This is a genomic window from Pseudidiomarina sp. PP-1MA (genome assembly GCF_041200125.1).
Classification (GTDB): Bacteria; Pseudomonadota; Gammaproteobacteria; order Enterobacterales; family Alteromonadaceae; genus Pseudidiomarina; species Pseudidiomarina fusca.
Window position 1 is genome coordinate 1845961 of the sequence record NZ_CP165718.1, and the last position, 17003, is coordinate 1862963.

Consider the following 17003-nt stretch of genomic DNA (forward strand, 5'->3'; position numbering starts at 1 on the left):
GAAGGTTTCTATGGACAAAACGTATTCCCCAAACGCTATCGAACAAGCTCTTTATCAGCAATGGGAGCAACAAGGTTATTTTAAGCCCTCGGGACAAGGTGAGTCCTATTGCATCATGATACCGCCACCCAACGTGACTGGTAGTCTGCATATGGGGCATGCTTTCCAGCACACGATTATGGATACCCTCACTCGCTACAAGCGGATGGATGGCTACAATACCCTTTGGCAAGTCGGTACCGACCATGCCGGGATAGCTACACAGATGGTCGTGGAGCGTCAATTAGCAGCTCAAGGTATCACTCGACAAGAAATCGGGCGTGAAGATTTCATCGATAAAATTTGGCAATGGAAAGAGCAATCAGGTGGCACCATCACTCAGCAAATGCGTCGTTTAGGTGACTCAGTGGATTGGGAGCGCGAGCGTTTCACGATGGATGATGGGTTATCCAATGCTGTCAAAGAAGTTTTTGTGCGCCTGCATCAAGAAAATCTTATCTATCGTGGGAAACGCCTGGTTAACTGGGATCCGAAACTTCAAACCGCAATTTCTGACTTAGAAGTAGAAAACAAAGAGCAACAAGGGCACATTTGGCATTTACGCTACCCTCTTGCTGACGGTGTTACTACTGCTGCTGGACTATCTTATTTGGTCGTAGCAACAACTCGCCCAGAAACTATGTTGGGCGACGTTTGTGTTGCGGTTCATCCAGACGATGAACGCTACACAAACTTGATTGGCAAAGAGGTTCTGCTCCCTATTGTGGGTCGTAGAATTCCAATCATTGCCGATACTTATGTTGATAAAGAATTTGGTACTGGCTGTGTCAAAATTACTCCAGCGCACGACTTTAACGACTACGAAGTAGGTAAACGTAACCAATTACCTATGATCGCTATTTTTGATGACCTCGCCCACGTGCGCCAAGTGGCAGGGCTCTATACGCCTACCGGTGAAGCACTGCCTGCCATTGGAGAGTTTGATGGTACCTTACCGGAGGGGTATCAAGGATTAGAGCGCTTTGCGGCACGCAAGCAGCTGATTGCTGAATTTGAGCAATTGGGTTTACTCGACAAAATCGAGCCTCACACCAATAAAGTACCCTATGGCGACCGTGGTGGTGTTCCTATTGAGCCACACTTAACCGATCAATGGTACGTGCGGGTCGCTCCATTAGCCGAGGTTGCAACACAAGCTGTTACCAACGGTGACATTCAGTTCGTGCCGAAGCAATACGAAAATATGTATTTCGCGTGGATGCGTGATATCCAAGACTGGTGTATTTCTCGTCAATTGTGGTGGGGACATCGTATTCCAGCTTGGTATGATAATGATGGTAACGTCTTCGTAGGACGGGATGAAGCTGAAGTTCGTGCACAACACAATCTGGGTGACCGCGAATTAAGACAAGATGAAGATGTGTTAGATACCTGGTTTAGCTCAGCTCTGTGGACTTTTTCGACTCTTGGCTGGCCAGAGCAAACGGATGACCTTAAAACATTTCATCCAACTGACGTGCTAGTTACTGGGTTTGATATTATCTTCTTTTGGGTAGCGCGCATGATCATGATGACCATGCACTTCCTCAAAGATGAAAACGGTAAGCCACAGGTACCCTTTAAAACGGTTTACGTTACTGGTCTAATTCGTGATGAAGAAGGCCAAAAAATGTCTAAGTCAAAGGGTAACGTCCTTGATCCCCTAGACATGATTGATGGTATTTCGTTGTCTGAACTGGTGGGAAAACGCACCGCCAATATGATGCAACCCCAATTAGAAGCTGAAATCGCTAAGCGTACTGAAAAACAGTTTCCTGAAGGTATCAGTGCACATGGAACTGATGCTCTACGCTTCACCCTTGCAGCATTAGCTTCAACCGGACGCGATATTAATTGGGACATGAAGCGACTAGAAGGTTACCGTAACTTCTGTAACAAGCTCTGGAATGCAAGCCGTTACGTGATCATGAACACTGAAAACGAAGACTGTGGCATTGATGGCTCTGAGCTTGAATTATCACTCGCTGATCGTTGGATCATCGAGCGCTTCAACGATACTCTGGCGCAGTTCCGTCAAGCACTAGATAGCTATCGTTTCGATCATGCTGCAAGTATTGCTTATGAATTTACCTGGAACCAGTTCTGTGATTGGTATTTAGAGCTGACGAAGCCTGTGCTCTCAAACGGCAATGCGGTGCAATTACGTGGCACACGGCATACCCTCATTACTGTGCTTGAGCAGCTATTACGTATGCTGCATCCATTATTACCATTCATTACCGAGGCCATTTGGCAACGTGTTGCTCCACTTGCTGGCGTAAGTGGTACTAGTGTTATGCTGCAAGCCTACCCGACGGTACAGAGCGAGCGTTTTAGTGGTGCTCGCGATGATATGGAATGGTTGAAGCAGGTTATTGTGGCCATTCGAAATATTCGTGGTGAAATGAATTTATCTCCGAATACCTCATTGCCCATTATAATCTATCAAGCCGACTCTTTAGCAATGCAACGTTTACAGCAAAACCAGAGTTTGTTGAGTTCGTTGGCCAAGCTCACAAGTATCGAGTTTGTTGATGATGCAGCGGCTATTCCAGCGAGTGCAACAGCGCTTGTAGGCCGGATGGAGATTCATATCCCGATGGCTGGTTTAATTGATACCGCCGCAGAGCTCGCACGTTTAGATAAGGCCATAGATAAAGCTAAGGCTGAGTATCAACGCGTTGCAGGTAAACTGAGCAACAGCAACTTTGTAGACAAGGCGCCAGCTGCGGTCATTGAGAAAGAGCAGGCCAAGCTCAAAGAAAGCCAAGAAACCCTTGAGCAACTGCAGCATCAACGCGACAAAATTGCGGCACTATGAAATGTAAAATAGCGTTATAATAAGGCTAACTAAAAGCCCCGCGTTTACCAATCAAAGGTGAACGCGGGGCTTTTCTATAAGTAGGAATTTCATGATGATTAAACTAGATTACTCTTCTTCTTCTTCATCATCACCGAAGTAAGTGCCCCAACCATCATAATCCACCCCTGCTAAATCAGCGATTGTTGCTACTTCTTTGGTTTGTAATGCTAGAATTTTTGCATCTAGAACCACTTCACTGACTGCCACAAAAGCGTACCAACGGCTATCATCCTCAAGCTCAAATTCGTCGGCATCATCAACATGATAGCCTGCCTTCACGAGCTCTACAGCGGCCTTCTCTAACTTTGTAAAATCAGCGCTTGCGAGGTGATGTTCAATCACAAAGTTTTGGTCTTGTGGCGCACCGTCTGCAAGTAATGCTTGAACCGTTTCATCACTTTGCACTAATAACTCATTCAAATCATTGCTCATGCGGATTGTCCTTGCAGCTCGCTATCAAGCTCACTCATTTTGTTCAACATCAATTCGTGACAATGAGCGACCAATGCTCGCACAGAATCAGCAGTATAATTCGAAACTCTAACAGGATTGAGCATCTCAATAATAACAGTGCCATTGTTCCAACGGTTTAGCTTTATTTTGCCATGTAAATTTGACACACAAATAGGCACAATATCTACCCCAGCTTGCATTGCCGTTCTAAATGCACCCGTCTTGAATGGCAGTAAGCCACGGCCGTAACTGCGAGTACCTTCCGGAAATAATAGTACGCTTATTTGCTTTTCACGAATAGCTAGTGCTGCTTGCTCAATAGTACCGCGAGCACGACCAGTATTCTTTCTATCAATCAAAATGTTGCCGGCGAGCCAATAAAGTTGGCCAAAAAAAGGAATCCATTTCAAACTTTTTTTGCCAATACTGACAGACCGCATCGGCATAGCTCGAGCTAAGGTAAAGATATCATAGCTATTTTGGTGATTAGCAATGTAAACAAAAGGGCCTGAATTTTTTAAAGCGTCAGGGATTCGAATGTCCAGCTTTACTCCCAACAGCTTATGCATACGGCCATACCAATGGGCTGCCAACGGGGTATTATTGGGATGAAAAGGACGAAAAATACAAATGAGCAGCAATAAAGTGCTGCCAATAATAACGAATAGACCTAGTAGCAAAATACGTACAACAGCGAGCATGCTCTCTCCTTTTTTCAATGCCCGCCATTATACCTTGTTATCATTTAAAAAACGTCCGATCAGTTTTGACTTTCGACAGATATTGCATCAACTCTCTGCAAACCACGCGGTAATTTATTACCACGACGCCCTCGTTCACCACGATAATGCTCTAAATCTGCTGGCTTTAACGTTAACTTGCGTTTACCTGCAGTGAGGGTAATTGCCGCATCAGCGGGTACGACTGCGGTTGCTACCACATACTCTTCGCGCGACTGCGCACGTAAAGCCGGGATGCTTATCATCTTATTCCCTTTGCCTTTCGCTAGCTCTGGTAAATCTTTGATCGGGAATAACAGCATGCGACCTTCGTTTGAAACAACCGCAAGTAAGTCGCTGGCAACATCTTGTACCAATACCGGCTTAAGGATTTTAGCTCCGGTTGGTAAGTTCAACACCGCTTTACCGTTTTTGTTGCGTCCTACTAAGTCGCCAAATTTACAGACAAAGCCATAGCCCGCATCCGAGGCCAGCAAATATCTTTGTTCATCAGCGGCCATTAACACTTGGTCAACCGTTTCCCCTGCAACCAGACTAAAGCGTCCAGTTAAGGGTTCACCCTGAGTTCGGGCGGATGGCAGTAAATGGGCTTCACAGGCAAAACTGCGGCCCGAACTATCGATAAACACCACCTGTTGATTACTCTTACCCTGAGCAGATGCTAAAAACTCATCACCTGCTTTATAGGTCAAGCTAGCTCCATCGACATCATGTCCTTTGGCAGCTCTTACCCAGCCTTTTTTGGATAGTACAACAGTAACAGCTTCAGCCGGTGTTAAGTCTTTTTCACTAAGGGCTTTCGCTTCTTGACGCTCTACTAAAGGTGAACGTCGATCATCACCATACTTTTCAGCATCAGCTAATATCTCTTTACGAATTAACGTCTTAAGACGGCGGTCTGAACTCAACAGTAATTGCAGGTGGTCGCGCTCTTGTTCCAATTCGTTTTGTTCAGCGGTAAGTTTGGTTTCTTCTAACTTGGCCAAATGCCGTAATTTAAGCTCTAAGATGGCTTCAGCTTGGGTATCCGAGAGTGCAAATCGCCGCATCAATTCTGCTTTGGGCTCATCTTCGTAGCGAATAATAGCAATCACTTCATCTATGTTCAGGTAAGCAATCAGTAAACCTTCAAGGATATGCAACCGTGCTAATACTTTATCTAGTCGATAATTAAGCCGTCTGGTAACAGTGATCTGACGAAACTCTAACCACTCTTTCAGCACACTTAAAATTGGCTTAACTTGTGGACGTCCATCTAGCCCAAGCATGTTCAAGTTAACCCGGTAATTTTTTTCTAAGTCGGTGGTCGCAAACAAGTGCTGCATCATCTGTTCAATGTCAATCCGATTAGAGCGCGGCACTATCACTAATCGTGTAGGATTTTCATGATCCGACTCATCTCTCAGATCACTAACCATCGGCAATTTTTTTGCCTGCATCTGACCAGCAATTTGTTCTAGTATTTTTGCACCAGAGGCTTGGTGAGGTAATGCGGTTACCACCACTTCACCGTCTTCCAGATGGTATTTAGCACGCATCCGGATGGTACCGCGACCCGATTCATACATCTTTACGATGTCGTCATGGGGGGTGATCACTTCAGCATCTGTGGGATAATCTGGACCACGCATGTGTTCCATAACATCAGCTAAGCTAGCACTAGGCTTTTCTAACAACAACGCGCAAGCGTGGGCTACTTCACGAGCATTGTGCGGAGGAATATCCGTTGCCATGCCCACCGCTATACCTGTCACGCCATTCAGCAAAATGTGCGGCAATCGAGCCGGCAGCATCAACGGCTCTTTCATCGTCCCGTCAAAGTTTGGCGTCCAATCGGTTGTTCCCTGCCCGAGTTCACTTAGCAACACCTCACTGAAGCGCGACAAACGTGCCTCGGTATAACGCATAGCCGCAAACGATTTAGGGTCATCCGGAGAACCCCAGTTACCTTGTCCATCGACCAGTGGATAGCGATAAGAAAATGGCTGGGCCATCAACACCATGGCTTCATAACAAGCACTGTCACCGTGCGGGTGGAATTTACCCAAAACATCGCCCACCGTACGGGCTGATTTTTTATATTTTGCCAGTGCTGATAAGCCAAGCTCTGACATGGCATAAATGATGCGCCGCTGCACCGGTTTCAAACCATCGCCGATGTGCGGTAAGGCTCGGTCCATGATGACGTACATTGAATAGTTAAGGTACGCATCCTCGGTAAATTTTCTTAGCGGTATTTGTTCTGCAGTATCCATCGACATTGCATTTATTCTCCTACATGAGAGGGCTGATTAAGGCTTCTAGATGGGCTTAGCCCACCTCTGCTAAATCAACTAAATTACCTTTACTTTCCAGCCATTCACGTCGATCGCCTGAACGTTTTTTTGCTAATAGCATATCCATTAATTCATCTGTCGCTTGGCTATCGTCAACCGTAAGCTGAACCAAACGTCGGGTATTGGGATCCATGGTTGTTTCCCGTAGCTGAAGTGGATTCATTTCACCCAAACCTTTGAAGCGTTGAACGTTTACCTTGCCTTTCTTTTTCTCTGCTTCAATGCGGTCTAAAATACCCTTTTTTTCACCTTCATCTAAGGCGTAAAAAACTTCCTTACCAACATCAATACGGTAAAGTGGTGGCATGGCGACGTAGATATGCCCTTGCTCTACTAACGGACGGAAGTGCCTAACGAAGAGAGCACAAAGTAGGGTTGCGATATGCAAACCATCCGAATCGGCATCCGCCAGAATACAGATTTTGCCGTAGCGAAGTTGCTCCAAATCTTCTGAGTTAGGATCAACCCCTAGCGCGACCGAAATATCATGAATTTCTTGTGACCCAAGAATTTGATCCGATTCAACTTCCCAGGTGTTTAAAATTTTACCGCGCAATGGCATGACCGCTTGAAAGTCACGATCACGAGCCTGTTTAGCAGAGCCACCAGCAGAGTCACCTTCCACTAAGAATAATTCGCCACGAGCTGGATCCTGGGTTGCGCAATCGGTTAACTTACCCGGTAATGCAGGACCTTGAGTTACTTTTTTACGCACCACTTTCTTACTAGCGCGCATGCGGCGCTGAGCATTATTAATACAAAGCTCAGCAAGTTGTTCCGCTTGCTCGGTGTGTTCATTGAGCCAGAGACTAAAGGCATCCTTCACGACGCCAGAGACAAACGCCGCACATTGCCGCGAACTCAAACGCTCTTTGGTTTGTCCAGCAAACTGCGGATCTTGCATTTTCACCGATAAAATATAAGCACAGCGGTCCCATATATCTTCCGGCGTTAAGCGTACGCCGCGCGGTAATAGATTACGGAATTCACAAAAATCACGCATAGCTTCGAGCAAGCCCTGTCGGAGGCCATTTGCGTGAGTACCACCCAGCGGCGTAGGGATAAGGTTTACATAACTTTCAGTAACACCTTCGCCCCCCTCAGGCAACCATGTAACGGCCCAATCAACCGCTTCTTCGTTACCTGCAAAAGCGCCAATAAAAGGCTCTTCTGGTAACGTTGGTAATTCTTGTACCGCTTCTACTAAATAATCGCGCAAGCCATCTTCGTATAACCAAGTTTGTTCAGTTTGATCCACAAGGTTGCGAAAATTGATTTTTAAACCCGGACAAAGAACTGCTTTGGCTCGCAATAAATGCGTTAACTTTAAGACCGAAAACTTAGCCGAATCAAAATATTTCGGGTCCGGCCAAAAATGAATATTGGTCCCTGTGTTACGTTTCCCAACAGTACCGGTAACTTCTAGGTCTGATACTTTATCGCCATGCTCAAAAGCCATTTGATAGACCTGACCATCACGCTTTACGATAACGTTAACTCGCGTTGATAACGCATTTACAACCGAGATACCAACCCCGTGCAGACCGCCTGAAAACTTATAGCTCTTGTTTGAGAACTTGCCTCCGGCATGCAGCTTCGTCATGATCAGCTCAACCCCAGGCACCCCCTCTTCCGGATGCACATCAACTGGCATACCGCGCCCGTCATCTTGTACCTCAAGCGATTGATCAGGGTGCAATATCACCGTCAATTCTCTAGCGTGGCCAGCTAAGGCTTCATCCACACTATTATCTATCACCTCTTGACCAAGGTGGTTAGGACGAGTGGTGTCGGTATACATTCCGGGCCTGCGCCGGACCGGTTCTAGGCCATTTAAGACCTCTATGGCATCGGCTTTATAATCTGACATGCGTGGTTCTATCTCGCTTTTCATGAACGCCATGGATAAGGATGAGGACTTGGTTCGTTCTTATTATTATGCAATTTTCTTATACTGTTACAGGACGCTAAGAAACTCAAGCGCTGCTGGAAGATAACGCGGAAAATCTACAAAACTATGGTCTCCTCCACTCTCTACAATCATGCGCTGCGATTGATAAAAGTTCTGTGCCTGACGATAGTCGAGTTGCTCATCACCGCGCTGCAGTAAAATTAAAAGTTCGAGCGAGCTATCAAGTTGTTGCTCCACTTGCTGTAACACTTGTTTATCACCTGCGTCTAGTTGATAAGACTCGTGGGTACAGGGATGTATGCGCTGAATCGGATGCTCGGGCATCCAATGCTGCGGTGCCACTGCTGGGTTTATCAATACAGCGCGAGCAGGTCGTTGCTGCTGAGCTAGACGTGATGCCACGTAATGGCTCCAGAAACCTCCCAAAGAGCTGCCCATAACCGCAGTTATAGGTTGTTGTTCTATCAACTCATCCAGCATCGATTTAGCTGCTGCCATAGTTGCCGGCAGCTGTGGCAATAACGCTGCAGGAGCTTGATGTTGGGCTAAAAACTGTTGCAATTGTTGCGCTTTTAACGACGCTGGTGAACTTTCAAAACCATGAATATAAAGTAACACTAACGCGCTCCCGGTAACGGCTGTGGTACCACCGCCTGCTGTCGCAATAGCTGTAACCACTCTTGCAAAAATTGGTTGATCTGGTGTTTTTCATTGCGCTGATGCATCGCTGCGTTTGGTTGTTCATACCGGGCTTGTATCCGCTCTACTCCTTGGCTACGGATCACTTCTGCCAGTTGTGCGTCGTGATACAAACGCACATCTAATTGAACTTCAGACCAACGCGGTAAACGCGCCGTAGCAGCGGTAGCTTGCTGTTGAATCCGAATTTCCGTGGTGTAAGGCGCCTGTTCTAAGACGCTGAGCACAAAACTGAGTTGCGGGCTGATCTTCACGACCCAAGCCCCAACCCTATGGGCGGTTTTTACTAACGGCTGCAAACAGGCATAGTTAACCGCAGCTAAGCGTTGTAGCGCAGCTAAATCAAACTGATACCGAGTTCGCTTTACATCACTAATCATCGTCTTTCTTTATCTTATCCAAATGTCTTGTCGCTATTTAAGCCATTAGATTTGCTCAAACTTACGTTTATGTAACTGCATCCACTGCAGACCAATCACACTGGCTGCATTATTGATCTTACCTTGCTCCAATAAGCTTACCACATCAGTAAACGGCAGCACATGCACACGAATATCTTCGTGTTCACTAGCTAGGCCACCGTGCCGACTCGCCTGACTGCTATCCACTTCAGCCACATAGACGGTGATTTGCTCGGTGCAGCCGCCAGGAGTCGACCAATAAGTGATGGCATGATGCAACACATCGGTAGTTAAACCTGCTTCTTCCATGAGTTCGCGATGGGCAACTTCTTCGGGTTGCTCATCCTCTTGGTCCATCATTCCAGCTACAAACTCTATCAGCCATGGACTATGGGGATCCTCTAACGCTCCTATGCGGAACTGCTCAAGCACGACCAAGGCGTCGAGTTTGGGATCATAAGGCAACACCACCACCGCATGGCCACGGTCCATGATCTCGCGAGTAAAGGTAGGCGACCAACCACCAGCAAACAGACGGTGCTGCACCTGGTACTGATAAATACTTAAAAATCCTTCTCTAACGACTTCTTTTGCGATAATTTTGACATCTTTAAGTGAGAACTTTTGCACGTGTTACCTGCTTTTTTGAATAATTTGTGATTCACCGTTCTTTGTACTCAATTAACCGCTATTTAGCTTAGTTTTGATTGTAAATAGATGAGCGTTTTGCACATAATTGGTTACACTTGAAACAACAACGTTGCAACTGTTGCGATGAAATTTAGTTAAAGACAAAGTAAACTGGTAATCATTCACCAGTGTATGTAAAATGATTGCCAGTTATCACTTGCATGATGATGCTTTCAAATAATTCAGGACACCCCAGAACATGAAAAAGCACGTATTATCAGCTCTATTAGGTTTAACCTTTGCTGCAAGCTCTAGTGTCACCTATGCCGACGACCTTGCACAAGTATTTCAACTAGCTTTGCAAAATGATCCAACCTTGCAACGTGTTGACGCCGAGCGTCGCGCGGCCCAAAAAGGTGTTGATATCACCAAAGCCAGCTTTTGGCCACAGCTAAACTTTAGCGCAGGCTACAGCCGTTCTGATGCCGAGCGCGCACAGTTTGACACCACCAGCGGCAACTTGGTTATTTTTGATCAAGAAAGCAAAGGCTGGAATGCTGGGCTATCACTCACCCAAACCTTATTCGATATGAATGTTTGGGATCAAGCAAAGATCTCCGAGAAACAAGCTTATCAAGCGGAAGTAAATTATTTGAGCGAGCGTCAACAGCTGATGATGCGCGTAGTTAATGCTTACTTTACCGTACTTGAACGGCAAGATGATTTAGCTTTCGCAGAATCAGAAAAGAAAGCAATTGAGCGCCAGCTAGAACAAACCAAGCAGCGTTTCTCTGTTGGTTTAACCGCAATTACCGACGTGCACGAAGCACAAGCTCAATTTGATACTGCCGTTGCTGCAGAAATCCAAGCGCGCAATGCCGTATCCGTTGCACAAGAGAGTTTACGGGAAATAACCGGCCGTTATCATAGCGACCTTGCCCAGTTAAATACTCAATCATTTAGCCCAGAGTCACCAAATCCACAAGATGCCAGTAACTGGGTGAAAACGGCCGAAGACAAAAATTTAATGTTGATGGTACAACGAGTCGCTGTTGAAATTGCCGAGCAGCAAATTGACGTTGCCCAAAACGGCCATTTGCCAACCGTTTCTTTGTCTGGTGAATACAGCACCAACGATACCGAATCAACGACTCGCGGTAATACTGTCAATATGCCACGAATGGACACCAACTCAATTGGCCTAAACGTGCGCGTACCTATTTTTTCTGGGTTCCGTACTAGCTCACAAGCAGAGCAAGCACGCGAAAACTACGTAGCCTCAAGTCAGCAATTAGAGTTTGTCCGCCGTAATGTCGAACGCGAAGTTCGCAGCGCGTACTATGACGTGGTAGCAGCTATTTCTACTATCACAGCTTTTGAGCAAGCAGTTATCTCTGCTGAAAGTGCCTTGAAAGCTACTCAAACAGGTTTTGAAGTGGGTACTCGTACGATTGTGGACGTATTAAACAGCACGCGTAACCTCTTTAATGCTCGCCGTAATTTATCGAGTGCGCGCTATGGTTATATCCGTCAGTATCTTGCTCTTAAACAGGCATCAGGTTTGATCAGTGAACAAGATTTAGTCGCCATCAACGCAAGTCTTGTGAATGAAAATAATTGAGAAACCTAAGTTTGAGCTACGTTTTCTATCACCTAAGTATTGGTTAACGTGGCTCAGCGCCGGCTTTTTATATGGTATTTCATGGCTGCCATACAAATGGCAGCTTGCCATGGGTCGCGGTCTAGGCCGCCTGTTTTACCGCTTTGTACCTAAACGGGCACACATTGCCCGCCGTAATCTGGAGCTTTGTTTTCCGAATAAAAGTGCAGAAGATATCGAGCAGTTGGTAAAACGCAACCTAGAAAATACTGGTATCGCTTTTTTTGAGACTGGTATGGCGTGGTGGTGGCCTGATTGGCGTATAAAACGCAAACTTCATCTGCATGGCATTGAGCATATTCAAGCCCCGCTCGCCGAGGGTAAAGGTGTGCTCTTGCTGCTATTTCACTTTCTTAGTCTTGAAGTTCATGCCCGCTTGCATGGGTTCGTGCAACCCGCCGTAGGCTTGTATCGACCTCATAACAATGCCGTTATGGAGTTTTTACAAACCCGTGGTAGAGGACGCTCCAACAAATACATGATCCCACGTACTGACGTACGTAGCATGCTCCAAGCATTAGACCAAGGTGAGATTGCTGGCTACTTGCCTGACCAAGATTACGGCCGCAAGCGTACCGTATTTGCCCCGCTGTTTGCTGTAGAGCAAGCAAGTACCACTACCGGCACCTTGTTGTTTGCCGAAAATGCTAACTGTGTGGTGCTGCCTGTAACTTGCTTTCGGCGCGACGATGGTAGTGGTTATGATATGACGTTTTATCCGCAGTTTGAGCAGTTTCCAACCGGAGACCAAGTTGCTGATGTGACTCGTGTTAATCGTATGATTGAATATGCTATTTTGCAAAAACCTGAGCAATACATGTGGATTCATCGACGCTTCAAGACACGCCCAGATTCATCGGATCCTGATCTCTACCGCTAACGCGATTCTGCGTGTTCAACATCTAACCTTGCTTGGCAGCTAACCACTGCTGCCAAGCTGTTTCAACCACAGCTCGGGCGGCAGATACATCTTGATGGGTCTTGCTGCTTTGCTCTGCTAATGCCAATTGATGCGACAGCTCTCGTAATCTAATATAAGTCTCGATTAATTGTTGTGCTTGCTCGGTCGGCATCAAGTTTAATTGGCCTGCAGTTTCTAAAATTCGAATATTATCAGTGTAAGTTGCAAGTTCTGGGTAGTCATGAGCATACCTTAAGGTAAGGTACTGCACTAAAAATTCGATATCCGTAATACCGCCGTAGCCCTGTTTTAAATCAAACTCTTGTTCGTTTACCGCTAGCTTGGTGTGCTCACGCATTTTCTCACGCATGCTCACCACTTGTTCGCGTAATTCATCTTCTGAGCGCTGTTGGCATAAGCGCTGTAGGCGCAACTGAATCAATTGCTGACGTATCTCCTCACGACCAAATACAGGCCGCGCCCGAACTAAGGCCTGCAACTCCCAAGTCCACGCATCCTCAGCTAAATATTTAGCGTAAGTGTCTAGTCGAGTAACCAGTAGTCCAGCCTTACCAGATGGACGCAAACGCATATCCGTATCATACAACACCCCAACCATAGTTCGGGTGGTTAACAGATGCAAAATACGTTGCGCTAGGCGTAAATAGAATTGCTGATTCTCGATTTCTCTTGGGCCTTGCGTCACCCCGCCGTAGTCTGCATCAGCAATAAATACCAAATCCAAATCTGAGCCATAACCCAACTCTAACCCCCCCAACTTGCCGTAGGCGAGTACCGCAAACCCCATATTGTCACTGTCTTGACCAGCTGGGTTACCGTATTTTTCAGCCATCTGATACCAAGCTAAACGAACAACTTTGGTAATGATAGCTTCAGCTAAATAAGTTAAATGGTCACTGACTTTCATCAGTGGCAGAGCGCCACTGATATCTGCCGCGGCAATACGTAATTGTAAGACCTGACGCGCCTGACGCAGTGCATCCATTTGTGCCTCTAAATCAGCCTCCTGCTCGGGGATCCGCAACAAGTATTCATCAACCAGACGGCCATAATCGGCCAGTTGCGGCAACTGATATAGATGCTGAGGGTCGATCAATTCATCTAATAAAAGTGGGTACTGTGCTAACTGTGTCGCTAGCCATGAACTGGCACGACATAGCTTCAGCAGTTGCTCGCGAGCACCTTTGTTCTCAACCAGTAGCTCAACGTAAGCTGTGCGGCTCATAATTTTTCGAAGTACTAGCAACACGCGCTCTAAGACTGCTTCAGCGTCTTCATAAGCCAGTAGTTGCTCAATCAAGATGGGGACTAATCGAGCCATTGCTTGGCGTCCTCGAGGGCCGCTCCCACGGCGCCGAACCTCTTGACGAAGTTGACTTATGTGCGCCCACATTTGTTGGGCACTGGCAGCGTTCAAACCAGCATCAATGAGAATAGCAACAGCAGCGTCGTCTTCGATCATATCCTGCCACAACAGTTGTAACTCACCAGCTTCTTCGTCGTCTTCATCCGTTGCGCCAATGACAGATCGAAAATGTTGGTGAACCTTTTGCATCGCTTGCTCAATTCGCTCTACCAATGCTGGCCAACTGACTTTGAATACCTGCGCCATAGCCTGTTGCTGGTCATCTTGGTCCGGCAACGTCTGTGTTTGCTCGTCATTCAGTTCCTGTAAGACATGCTCAACCTTGCGCAAAAACTCATAGCTTTGTAGCAGTTCATCCACCACTGCCGGTTCCAGCAACTGTTGCTGTTTGATCACGGCATAGGCTTGATACAAAGATGGGGTTTGTAGTTGACGTTGTTGTCCACCTCGAATCAACTGAAAGACTTGCGCAATAAACTCGATTTCACGGATCCCTCCAGCACCAAGCTTGATGTTGTTCCGAACGCCCTGGCGACGGGTTTCTTGGGTAATTAACGCCTTCATTTTACGCAGCGCATCAATCGCTGAAAAATCAATATAACGGCGGTAGACAAATGGCCTAAGCAGTGCACTAAATTGCTGTTGAGCAACCTCGCTCGCACCAATTAAACGCGCTTTAACCATGGCATAGCGCTCCCAATCACGGCCTTGTTCTTGGTAGTAATATTCTAATGCGGCCATGCTGGCTACCAGTGGGCCAGATTGACCAAAAGGACGCAGTCGTAAATCGATCCTAAACACTCGACCGTCAGCAGTCGGAGTGTCTAGCAAGGCTAGGAGAGCTTGAGCGTACTTGGTAAAAAATACACTGGCTTCAAGCGGACGTCGCGGATGTTGCGTCTCCGCTTGCTCTGGGTAGCAAAAGATAAGGTCGATATCTGACGAAAAGTTTAATTCTCCCCCGCCTAGTTTACCCATGCCAATCACATACAGCTGTTGCGGTACTCCCTGACTATCCAGTAATTCACCATAGCGCTCAGTTAAACGCGGTCGCAGCCATTGAACGGCGGCGATGATAAAAGCATCTGCTGTTGCGCTTAAATGTCGCAACATATCTGCTAAGCTAATTTGCTGCAGCAGGTCTGCCGCAGCCAAACTTGCATACCAACGCTGTCTTAATTGCCGCAGTTGACGCTGCGCACTGCCTTCATCGCTACATTGCTGTAACTCTTGCTGCACCAGGGTCAAATAGTTCTCTGGCGCTGGAAGCACCACCTGATGTGGGTATCCCGGCTGTTGTCGCCACTCGATAGCTTGCGGTTGTTGCTCTAGTGTACGCGCAATAAAAGGGCTGATTGAGGCGACAAAGGCCGATGCATCTATCATTATAAAATCCAATAAGGTTCTTGTTTGATAGCCGAGCGGCGAGAGCGTTCCAGGGCATATAGCAACGACTCTAACTGTACCTCTTGCCAACTAAGTAGACGCTCGGTGTTAATATCATCCGTATCTTTAATGGCTTCTCGTAGTAGTTTTAGCGCCAATATTTCTCGGATGCCGCGCAGCATATCTAACCACGGAGCCCGGAATTGCTCACGATCTTGTTGATCAAATAGCGCTCCTACACAATAGCCCAGCTGCAATGAACTTTGCAGCTGCGGTAACTGTTTGAGATATTGCTCTGGACGCATTTCTTCAGCGCGCGTGAAAGGCTCAGCAACCAATTGCCAGTCATCTCGTAAGCGCTGCACGGCCCATTGCTTTAACGGGGTCTGCATAAGCTGTTCATGGCGAGGTTGTTGGGCACACAACTCACCTAGCTCAAATAAGGTGAGCTGATAATCATCACGTTTACTCAAATTTACCACCAGCTCAAGTTGCACAGCATGTTGCTGTTGCTCCAAAATGTGTTCATACAGCTTGGTATTTTGCTTTAACGCGCGATGATAAGCTCCATCTTCAGCAATCAGCTCATTGAGACCATCAAACCGACTGAGCCAGCCCAAATGCCCCAGCATCTGTTCTAACCGTAAAATATGGTCACTCACATCAATTTCGAATAAGGCCAATTGTTGCAACACCACTTTACTTAAACGAATTCCATCAGTAATACCAGCCACTGCCTGCACACACGGCTGCTGGGTTAAACAGGCATCATTGTGTTGCCAGTATTGCAAGGCGTAAGTTAATGCTCGATATAACCCTTGACCAACATCGTCTTGGCCTTGTTGACTGACAAAGTCAGCATGGGTGTAGGGTTCTAATACCGACTTGCCAGCTAACAAGTAGCCCCGAGCTGCCTTACTTAAGGTTCCTACTCTCGCGTTCACGCGGGTAATAAAACGGCGTGCTAATTTATACGCTGCGGCCGTATCTGCACCTTGTACTTCTAATTCAATTTCACAGATGGGTTGGCGGTGTTCAGCGGCAATGATTTCACCCTCATCGAACACCAGTTCTATCATTCCATCGCCCTGAGGAATTCGCCAACGATGACGGGTGAAATTGGTACGAAAAATTTCCTTTAGCTCGCGCTGAATATCAAACAACGGAAAGTCATCCGGCCATATATCTTCTTCGAACAACGTCAAATCAGGTACCGCCTGGGCAATCACCCTGTTGTATTCAGGCCGCTGATGCATGCCACCTAACACCTGCCCGGCAAGTTTAATTGTTTGTTCTAAGTGCTCACCACGCTGCCTTATGCGTAATCCCATATCGTATTCACGCAAACGCAAATCATCGGTATCAAAGTAGGCATTGTTAAGTTCAAAAATGTCATGCTCAGCACCTTTGGCCAATTGCTCACAAAGTTGCAAGACAGCTGCTCGTTGCTGTGGCTCAAGGATAAGTTTGAGTTCTATTTCTTGGCTGTGTTGGTGACTCACGAATGGTTCCATCTATGCATCATTAGTTAGGCCTCATACGGTACTCGCAGACTCCTTACAGGTCAACTGATCAGGGCTTGACACTGGCGGTTAA

General features: G+C 46.7%; 12 protein-coding genes. 3 read left to right on the forward strand and 9 right to left on the reverse strand.

From position 1 onward, the window contains the following. Positions 1–10 precede the first annotated feature (10 nt). Positions 11–2860: a valine--tRNA ligase gene (locus AB8S08_RS08810; RefSeq protein WP_369742528.1), complete on the forward strand. Its 2850-nt coding sequence runs from the start codon at positions 11–13 to the stop codon at positions 2858–2860. A gap of 108 nt (positions 2861–2968) precedes the next feature. On the opposite strand, the gene rraB is transcribed toward AB8S08_RS08810, so the two are convergent. The 7 genes from rraB to AB8S08_RS08845 all read right to left on the reverse strand — a co-directional run bounded on the left by rraB (position 2969) and on the right by AB8S08_RS08845 (position 10073). Further along, entirely contained in the window at positions 2969–3334 is a 366-nt protein-coding gene (gene rraB, locus AB8S08_RS08815) for a ribonuclease E inhibitor RraB (protein ID WP_369742529.1), read from the reverse strand. Next, complete coding sequence (locus AB8S08_RS08820) at positions 3331–4056, reverse strand: 1-acylglycerol-3-phosphate O-acyltransferase (protein ID WP_153827220.1); 726 nt, start codon at positions 4054–4056, stop codon at positions 3331–3333. Before AB8S08_RS08820 ends, rraB begins: the two co-directional genes overlap by 4 nt. 59 nt (positions 4057–4115) lie before the next feature. Continuing rightward, entirely contained in the window at positions 4116–6356 is a 2241-nt protein-coding gene (parC, locus tag AB8S08_RS08825; protein WP_110076377.1) for a DNA topoisomerase IV subunit A, read from the reverse strand. Positions 6357–6405: 49 nt separating this feature from the next. Then, on the reverse strand, positions 6406–8301 hold the full coding sequence (gene parE, locus AB8S08_RS08830; protein WP_369742530.1) for a DNA topoisomerase IV subunit B: 1896 nt from the start codon (positions 8299–8301) through the stop codon (positions 6406–6408). Between the two features lie 87 nt (positions 8302–8388). Continuing rightward, positions 8389–8961 carry a YqiA/YcfP family alpha/beta fold hydrolase gene (locus AB8S08_RS08835; RefSeq protein WP_369742531.1) on the reverse strand — a complete coding sequence of 191 codons (573 nt, stop codon included), beginning with the start codon at positions 8959–8961 and terminating at the stop codon, positions 8389–8391. Then, positions 8961–9422, reverse strand: coding sequence for a DUF1249 domain-containing protein (locus AB8S08_RS08840; RefSeq protein WP_153827217.1), 462 nt, complete (start codon positions 9420–9422; stop codon positions 8961–8963). The genes AB8S08_RS08835 and AB8S08_RS08840 overlap by 1 nt, the downstream gene beginning before the upstream one ends. A 45-nt stretch (positions 9423–9467) precedes the next feature. After that, entirely contained in the window at positions 9468–10073 is a 606-nt protein-coding gene (locus AB8S08_RS08845) for an NUDIX domain-containing protein (protein WP_110076380.1), read from the reverse strand. 259 nt (positions 10074–10332) lie between these two features. Between AB8S08_RS08845 and tolC the strand changes: the two genes are divergently transcribed. Further along, the gene (tolC, locus tag AB8S08_RS08850) at positions 10333–11694 is read left to right on the forward strand and encodes an outer membrane channel protein TolC (protein WP_110076381.1); all 1362 of its coding nucleotides are present in this window, start codon (positions 10333–10335) and stop codon (positions 11692–11694) included. Beyond that, entirely contained in the window at positions 11681–12613 is a 933-nt protein-coding gene (gene lpxL / locus AB8S08_RS08855) for an LpxL/LpxP family Kdo(2)-lipid IV(A) lauroyl/palmitoleoyl acyltransferase (RefSeq protein ID WP_369742532.1), read from the forward strand. Before tolC ends, lpxL begins: the two co-directional genes overlap by 14 nt. Before the next feature lie 22 nt (positions 12614–12635). Here the strand turns inward: lpxL and glnE are convergent, their stop codons facing one another. Both glnE and AB8S08_RS08865 read right to left on the reverse strand, forming a co-directional pair. Continuing rightward, positions 12636–15407: a bifunctional [glutamate--ammonia ligase]-adenylyl-L-tyrosine phosphorylase/[glutamate--ammonia-ligase] adenylyltransferase gene (glnE, locus tag AB8S08_RS08860; protein ID WP_369742533.1), complete on the reverse strand. Its 2772-nt coding sequence runs from the start codon at positions 15405–15407 to the stop codon at positions 12636–12638. Further along, positions 15407–16909, reverse strand: a complete 1503-nt coding sequence (locus tag AB8S08_RS08865; RefSeq protein ID WP_369742534.1) for an inorganic triphosphatase — start codon at positions 16907–16909, stop codon at positions 15407–15409. The genes glnE and AB8S08_RS08865 overlap by 1 nt, the downstream gene beginning before the upstream one ends. Between the last annotated feature and the right edge of the window lie 94 nt (positions 16910–17003).

What these genes read in the sequence shown, in the direction of transcription:
- rraB (WP_369742529.1), bottom strand. Translation starts at nt 3,334, where the DNA reads ATGAGCAATGATTTGAATGAGTTATTAGTGCAAAGTGATGAAACGGTT.
- parC (WP_110076377.1), bottom strand. Translation starts at nt 6,356, where the DNA reads ATGTCGATGGATACTGCAGAACAAATACCGCTAAGAAAATTTACCGAG.
- parE (WP_369742530.1), bottom strand. Translation starts at nt 8,301, where the DNA reads ATGTCAGATTATAAAGCCGATGCCATAGAGGTCTTAAATGGCCTAGAA.
- AB8S08_RS08810 (WP_369742528.1), top strand. Translation starts at nt 11, where the DNA reads ATGGACAAAACGTATTCCCCAAACGCTATCGAACAAGCTCTTTATCAG.
- tolC (WP_110076381.1), top strand. Translation starts at nt 10,333, where the DNA reads ATGAAAAAGCACGTATTATCAGCTCTATTAGGTTTAACCTTTGCTGCA.
- glnE (WP_369742533.1), bottom strand. Translation starts at nt 15,407, where the DNA reads ATGATAGATGCATCGGCCTTTGTCGCCTCAATCAGCCCTTTTATTGCG.
- AB8S08_RS08840 (WP_153827217.1), bottom strand. Translation starts at nt 9,422, where the DNA reads ATGATTAGTGATGTAAAGCGAACTCGGTATCAGTTTGATTTAGCTGCG.
- lpxL (WP_369742532.1), top strand. Translation starts at nt 11,681, where the DNA reads ATGAAAATAATTGAGAAACCTAAGTTTGAGCTACGTTTTCTATCACCT.
- AB8S08_RS08820 (WP_153827220.1), bottom strand. Translation starts at nt 4,056, where the DNA reads ATGCTCGCTGTTGTACGTATTTTGCTACTAGGTCTATTCGTTATTATT.